At 60.4% G+C, this 6,544-nt stretch carries 7 protein-coding genes and 1 pseudogene; 2 read left to right on the plus strand and 6 right to left on the minus strand.

What is annotated here, in order from left to right:
- Positions 1-16 precede the first annotated feature (16 nt).
- The gene (rpsB, locus tag FEF26_RS07290; RefSeq protein ID WP_138252882.1) at positions 17-973 is read right to left on the minus strand and encodes a 30S ribosomal protein S2; all 957 of its coding nucleotides are present in this window, start codon (positions 971-973) and stop codon (positions 17-19) included.
- Positions 974-1,326: 353 nt separating this feature from the next.
- Here rpsB and FEF26_RS07295 point away from each other — a divergent pair, with 353 nt between their 5' ends.
- Positions 1,327-1,941 (plus strand): M23 family metallopeptidase, encoded by a 615-nt coding sequence (locus FEF26_RS07295; protein ID WP_243730472.1) that lies wholly within the window; start codon positions 1,327-1,329, stop codon positions 1,939-1,941.
- 33 nt (positions 1,942-1,974) lie between these two features.
- Here the strand turns inward: FEF26_RS07295 and FEF26_RS07300 are convergent, their stop codons facing one another.
- A complete protein-coding gene (locus tag FEF26_RS07300) occupies positions 1,975-2,808 on the minus strand; it encodes a hypothetical protein (protein ID WP_138252883.1) in 834 nt (277 codons plus the stop codon).
- Between the two features lie 90 nt (positions 2,809-2,898).
- Positions 2,899-4,149, minus strand: coding sequence for an ATP-binding protein (locus FEF26_RS07305; RefSeq protein ID WP_138252884.1), 1,251 nt, complete (start codon positions 4,147-4,149; stop codon positions 2,899-2,901).
- A 185-nt stretch (positions 4,150-4,334) separates the two neighbouring features.
- On the opposite strand from FEF26_RS07305, the gene FEF26_RS07310 reads away from it, so the two are divergent.
- Positions 4,335-4,643: a M23 family metallopeptidase gene (locus tag FEF26_RS07310; protein WP_243730474.1), complete on the plus strand. Its 309-nt coding sequence runs from the start codon at positions 4,335-4,337 to the stop codon at positions 4,641-4,643.
- On the opposite strand, the gene FEF26_RS15920 is transcribed toward FEF26_RS07310, so the two are convergent.
- From FEF26_RS15920 to FEF26_RS07320, 3 genes and pseudogenes are all read right to left on the minus strand, one after another.
- Complete coding sequence (locus FEF26_RS15920; RefSeq protein WP_243730473.1) at positions 4,559-4,831, minus strand: ATP-binding protein; 273 nt, start codon at positions 4,829-4,831, stop codon at positions 4,559-4,561. The genes FEF26_RS07310 and FEF26_RS15920 overlap by 85 nt on opposite strands.
- 35 nt (positions 4,832-4,866) lie before the next feature.
- Positions 4,867-6,111: a sensor histidine kinase gene (locus tag FEF26_RS07315; protein WP_208012865.1), complete on the minus strand. Its 1,245-nt coding sequence runs from the start codon at positions 6,109-6,111 to the stop codon at positions 4,867-4,869.
- Positions 6,104-6,478, minus strand: a pseudogene (locus tag FEF26_RS07320) (winged helix-turn-helix domain-containing protein); the annotation flags it as partial. The pseudogene FEF26_RS07320 and the gene FEF26_RS07315, both read right to left, overlap by 8 nt.
- Positions 6,479-6,544: the final 66 nt, after the last annotated feature.

A 6,544-nucleotide genomic window follows, 5' to 3' on the forward strand; every position in this document is an offset into this window, starting at 1 on the left:
GATCAGAGTAGGTGGATCAGCTGTCGGAGGTCTTCGCTGCAGCTTCGCTGGCGTCAGCGTTGACAGGCACTTCTGCTTCACCGGTCTCTGACTCAGCGGCAGCGTCGCCTGCGGTGCTTGGGGAAGCCTGGTCGGGCTCCTGCTCGGCGGCAGTCTCAGCAGTCTTCGGCTCGGCAGCGGCCTGCTCCGCGTTTTTCTGCTCAGCTGCGTGCTTCTCCAGAAGTTCACGCTCCCACTCGGCCATTGGCTCTGCTGCTGCACCGGAACCGCCTCCGCGGCGCTCCTCGCGGGCGATCAGGCCGTCTGCCACGGCGTCGGCAACTACTCGGGTCAACAGGTCAACGGAGCGGATGGCGTCGTCGTTGCCGGGGATCGGGTAGTCAACTTCATCAGGATCGCAGTTGGTGTCGAGGATAGCGATGACTGGGATGCCCAGCTTCTGCGCCTCATCGACTGCCAGGTGCTCTTTGTTGGTGTCCACAATCCACATGGCGGAGGGCGTCTTGGTCATGTTGCGGATACCGCCAAGGTTGGCCTGCAACTTGTCCAGCTCGCGGCGGAGCAGCAGCAGTTCCTTCTTGGTGTGACCGGAACCGGCGACGTCCTCGAAGTTGATCTCTTCCAGTTCCTTCATACGCTGAACGCGCTTGGAGACGGTCTGGAAGTTGGTCAGCATACCGCCGAGCCAACGGTGGTTGACGTAGGGCTGGCCGACGCGTGTGGCCTGCTCCGCGATGGCTTCCTGACCCTGCTTCTTGGTGCCGACAAACAGGATGCTGCCGCCGTGGGCGACTGTCTGCTTGACGAAGTCGTAGGCGCGGTCAATGTAGCTCAGCGACTGCTGGAGGTCAACGATGTAGATACCGTTGCGCTCGGTGAAGATGTAGCGCTTCATCTTGGGGTTCCAGCGGCGAGTCTGGTGGCCGAAGTGCACACCGGAGTCGAGCAGCTGACGCATAGTTACGACAGGCATGATGTCCTTTCACTGCCGGGCTTCTCACACAGGTGACCTGTGCAGCGCCGGCTCAATTGTTTATCGGTTGCAATACTGCCCGGTTTACCCGAGCTCCTAGCGAGGTCAAAGGTGTGAACCTGATGCTCCCCGACACGCAAAAAACTCCTGATCAGGAGCGAATTGACGTGGACCGAAGGGAACATCCTCACCAGAGGTGCAGGTGAGTTTCCCACGCGCGTAGTCAACTGTCATGTGGGCACCAAAAAATACACACAGTCAAGCTGCTGTGTGTAGTCTAGCGCGGCGCCGGAGTTTTCCCCAACTGGCGGGGTATAGGCCAAACCCGCCGCATTGTCCACAAATGCCAGACAATGAGCTGCGCACCACTGGAGGGTCAGCTCATCCTTATTGCCATGACCCTTGAGCAGCCAACGACGACGCCGGCTCCCTTTCCGGATTCAGGCCGCCCTGTGCTCTGGTGGCCTCGTCCTCGGCAGCTGCTGGTATTGCTGCTTCTGGTGTGTGCGCTATTTGGTGTGCCACCTGCGTCGGCGCAGCATGGGCACCCGCACTGGCTGCCTCCGGTTGATGGGGACGTGGTGAAGGAGTTTGCCGCTCCCCCGGCCCCGTGGGCAGCTGGTCATCGAGGAGTGGACTTGGCTGCGTCAGACGGCGTGGAGATTCGCTCCCCCGCGGATGGGGTGGTGAGCTTCTCCGGCGTCGTCGTGGACCGCGAGGTCCTCTCCATCAACCACGGTGGAGGATACATCAGCTCTTTCGAACCTGTGGAGTCCGAACTGGAGGTCGGAGATTCAGTCACCGAAGGCCAACCTGTCGCGGCACTAGGCACCTACGACGACGGCAGCCACCACTGCGACTCCCCCTGCCTGCACTGGGGTGTGCGTCTCTTCGGTGAGTACATCAACCCGCTGCTTATGCTCGGCGAACTGGAACCCTCCGTGCTGCTGCCGCTGGACAACAGCTGAGCAAAGCTTGAGGCGAAATATTTGGCGTTCTGATCATTCGCGCCAATCGTTCAGAACTGACTCGATCGTCGAAATGTCCACCTTCGGCAGATCAGCTGCAACCAGTTCAACGGTCTCCTCGAGAAGTGCATGCAAAGTTGGAGCTCCCTGGATGGGCCCAACTGTCAAAGCTGAAAATAATCTGTCGCTGAAGCCAACAGGTGCCCGGGTGAAACGCCCCACCAGGTGTCGAGACCATTTAAACGATGGATGCTCAATGTAGATCCGGTTGAGCGCGCATAACGTGCCGAGAATGACTTCCGTAGCTTCAGAGCACGCACGATGCAGCATTGCCAAGTCGTCACGCTGCAGCAATGCCGACCAGAGCCGCCACCGGTTAAGCCGCTCAGGTGTGAGGAAGCTGGTGGCCGTGGCGACCGCCAGGGGCCCCGGATACGTCGCGGAACTCCGCCAACGGGTCACCAGCTCTTCCCCATACAGCGGCTCACCCTCATGGATCGCCGACATCCGCATCTGCCGTATGAGATGCGGCTCGTCGGCGGCATCCATTAACGCTATCCAGGAGTCGATCTCAGCAACACTGAATCCGCTTACCGTCACCTCTGCGTCACAGATTCTCACATTTTCAGACCACTCCGCGTCTTCAATGTCATAAGGCCATAGCTTCGTCACTGCGCCCTGGAGAGCAAGAGTCGGGTCACGACGCTGATCATCAGTTGGCGGCACAGTCCAATAGACGTCAAGTTCGACATCGGAGAATTCATCGTTTCGACCGCGCCCCAGTGACCCCGCGAGCATGACGGCTGAAACATTCCCGGTGGCTACATACTGGTCAGCTAGCTCCTGAGCCGCTTTACGTCGGTGCATATGCTCACCTTACTCATCAGTCCTCCTCGCTCAGGGCCGCTCGTTCCCGGCCTGACGCCTAACCGGGCCAGCGAAGTCATGCAGTTTAACCTAGGCCCCGAGCAGAGCCAGCGGAACTACCGCTACGCCATCCTCCCGTCTATAGGCGTATTTGCCGGTCGTCAAGACCACGAGGTCTGCAACATTATCCTTGAGCTGCTCCTTCAACCACAGCAGATGCTTCACATCACTGGCTTCCACAGACGACGAGAGCTTGACCTCAATCCCGAGAATCTGACCTTCGCGGCCTTCCACGATCAGGTCAACTTCATGGTCCCCATTGCGCGTGCGAAGATGCCCCACCCGCGCCCGAGCTGCTTCAGCGGCCACTTTAACACTCAGGGTCGCCAAGGACTCGAACAACGGGCCGGCCATATGCGCTCCTCGTGGGGAGGCAAGCTTTTTGGCGTTGAGGTTAAGTAGGCGCGCTGCCAATCCCGGATCGGCAAGTTGATGCTTAGGTGCCTGCTGCAGCCGCGTGAATGGATTGAGACTTGGGCTCCACCCTGGCGTCGGATCAAGGAGCCACAGCTGAGTCAGATGGTCCCGGTAAGTGATCGTCGTCCCTTTGGCCGGCTGATTCCCGTCACCTGCGGTAGTGGCATCCAGAATTTCCGAGTATTTGGCAGTGCTGGACGAAGCTGCGGCATATGCGGCAAGCCAACGGCGAAGGACTTCAGGACGTCGGGAGGCGAAGCCGAGCTCTGGAAGATCCCGGTCAATTACCCGCTGCACATAAGCTTCGAGCAGATCTTCTCGGTAGTCTGCTGAGCGCTTGGCAATGCCTGGAAACCCGCTGGCGGCTACAGCCTCCATGTAGTCGGTCCCACCAAATTCAGTGGAACCGCTGACCTCTACACCCCCAGCACCCAGTAGCGCTTTGAGACTGACCGAGGGAGTGACCTCGCCTCGTTCATACAGAGCCATCGGTCGCATACGCAGGGAAAGTATCCGTCCAGCCCCGCTATGGGTTCCCTGGCTAGAAGCCGGAGTAGCGCTACCTGTCAGCAAGAAGCTGCCGGGCGGTGCGTCTTCATCTACCTGACGCCGGATCGCATCCCATATCCGCGGCAGTTTCTGCCACTCATCGATCAATGTGACCTTCTCAGCACTGAAGGAGAGCGCCAAATCTGCACTGAGCAGAGCCCGCTGGTCCTCGTCGTCCAACATCCATACCGACGAGGCTCGACGCCTGGCTGTCGCCGTTTTTCCCACACCTTTGGGACCTTCGATAGCCACGGCAGGAGCCACCTGAAGAAGCTCATCCAGCTGAATATCCAGGGTTCGCGGACGGTAACTCATTTTCACACTGTACCCTGAGCAGTTTTCATAGTGAACCTTCAGCAGACTACATACTAAACTTCTAGCATGACTCAGGCTGAACTTTGAGCACCTTCCCCGATTGAGGCTTTCGCACGCGTTAGAGACCGAATCCGTGGGCAGCAGGTCACCGCAGAATTGACCTGACGGCTCCGGCCGGCCGAGACATTCGCTCCCCCGCAGATAGTGTGGTGAGTTTCTCCGGCGGCGTCGTTGACCGAGAAGTTCTCTCCATCAACCACGGCGGTGGCTATGTGAGCTCCTTCGAACCCGTCGCATCCGCCCTCGAGGTCGGAGACACAGTCACCGAAGGTGACATCATCGCTACCCTATCCACCTACGACGCCGGCGGCGAGATTGAGTGGTGCAATAGATCGCTGTTGGCGGTACATCAGGAGGAAACAGCGCGACTCAGAGGGAGCCTTACGGTGAATATGGTCTTCCCGGGACGGCTGGAGATGTCCACCTGGCCCTGATGTGCCTGCACGATAGCTTGGACGATGGACATGCCCAGTCCGGTGCTTCCGGCGGTCCGTGACCTCGAGCTGTCGCCGCGGACGAACCGGTCAAAGAGCCGCTCCTGAAGTGGAAGTGCAATCCCAGGACCGTCGTCTTCAACCTGAATCACCGCTGAAGCGCCCTGTGCGCCCAGTCTGACGATCACCGTTGTCCCTGCCGGAGTGTGGGTGCGTGCATTGCTCAGTATGCCATCACCTGGTGCAGCCTATGAGCGTCACCGTGCACGAAGATCTCAGCCGCGTCCTCTTCGAGCTCCATGACCCATCGGTGGTGAGGGCCGGTAACCTGGGCGTCAGCACAGGCATCGACGACGACGCCAGCCAGCGGTACAGCGTCTTGGCGCAGCGGGGCCCCGGAGTCCAGCCTGGCCAACAGCAACAGGTCTTCGACCATGACGGCCATCCGAGCCGATTCTGACCCGATGCGTTCCAAAGATCGCTTCACAGTCTCCGGTAGCGGCTCCTTAACCCGAGAGGCCAGCTCTGCGTAGCCGCTCACCGAGGCAAGTGGAGTGCGCAGTTCATGGCTGGCGTCGGCGACGAATCGCCGCAGTCGCTCTTCGCTCTCCTGGCGGACCTGCAGTGAGCCCTCCACATGGTCGAGCATCGTGTTGAAAGCAGCCCCGACCTGACCGGTCTCAGTATGCGCTCGCGTGTCGGCCGGGGGCAGCCGCTCGCTGAGATTGACGGTTCCGGAGGACAGGGGTGTCTGCGCCACCCGGATGGCCGCCCGAGCGAGGCGATCCAGCGGGTGGAGCCCAAGACGGATCAGTGCAAGTGCGCCGAGTAGCGCCAGACCGACAGTCACCAGGGCGACCAGCGAGAAAATCAACACCTGATCGCGGATGGTCTGGTGCACCTCGGAGAGCGACTGGCCCGCGATGACTGTGGCAGTGGAGCCGGAGCTTTGAATCTGTTCGGCGGCCACTCGGTAGTAACCTTGCTCTCCCAGGTTCACCTCCACAGGATCGGCTTCGGTGCCCTCCGCGGCCATAAGGTCTGCTATCTGGTCTTCTGTCAGCTCGACGACGGCGCCGCCTTCCTCCTCGACGACTTGGCTCACTTGGGTCTCACCGTCGAGGACCACCAAGGTGACGGATCCTCGCTGGGGACCAGGACCGAAGTCGCCCGGGGGCAGTCCCTGCTCGGGCGACTCTTGCGCATCACGGGGCGCGCCGGCCTCTTCACGGTTGGGACTGCTGAAGTCACCCCGAGACTGAGCCTCCGCGAAGTTCTGCGCGGAGATGTCCAGCGAGATTCGCAGCTGATCGTCCAACCGGTCCAATAGGCTGCTTCGCTGCATGCTCACACTGACGCTGCCTATGATCACCACTGCCGTGATCAGCAGCGCCACAATGCTGACGGCGAGCTGGCGGCGCAGCGGCCATTGGCTCACCCGGGGCAGTTGGCGCGGCCTCTTACGCATCCGCGGCCCTGATGGAGTACCCGACTCCGCGAAATGTGTGGATCATCGGCGGGCCCAGTTGGTCGATTTTCTTGCGCAGATAAGAGATGTAGAGCTCGACCACACTGGCCCTCCCGCCAAAGTCGTACTCCCACACTCGGTCGAGAATCTGTGCCTTGCTCAGCACGGTCCTGGGATTCTCCATGAGGTAGCGAAGCAGGGAGAACTCGGTGGCCGTCAGCTCGATCTGTTTCCCGTCGCGGGTGACCTCGTAGGTCTCCTCGTTCAGCAACAGGTCACCGACGACCAGCACTGGGTCGGCAGGGCCCGTGGTGAGTACGTGTCGCCGGATCATTCCACGGAGCCGCACAATGACTTCTTCGAGACTAGCCTCGGTCTTTCATGACACGAGGGCCTGAGAGGCCGTAGATAGACGAGAGTGCCGCTCCGACAA

The sequence above is a fragment of the Nesterenkonia salmonea genome (assembly GCF_005771525.1).
GTDB classification, from domain to species: Bacteria; Actinomycetota; Actinomycetes; order Actinomycetales; family Micrococcaceae; genus Nesterenkonia; species Nesterenkonia salmonea.

Coding starts and splice junctions, on each gene's coding strand:
- FEF26_RS07315 (WP_208012865.1), bottom strand. CDS start 6,111: ATGCGTAAGAGGCCGCGCCAACTGCCCCGGGTGAGCCAATGGCCGCTG.
- FEF26_RS07305 (WP_138252884.1), bottom strand. CDS start 4,149: ATGAGTTACCGTCCGCGAACCCTGGATATTCAGCTGGATGAGCTTCTT.
- FEF26_RS07300 (WP_138252883.1), bottom strand. CDS start 2,808: ATGCACCGACGTAAAGCGGCTCAGGAGCTAGCTGACCAGTATGTAGCC.
- FEF26_RS07295 (WP_243730472.1), top strand. CDS start 1,327: ATGAGCTGCGCACCACTGGAGGGTCAGCTCATCCTTATTGCCATGACC.
- rpsB (WP_138252882.1), bottom strand. CDS start 973: ATGCCTGTCGTAACTATGCGTCAGCTGCTCGACTCCGGTGTGCACTTC.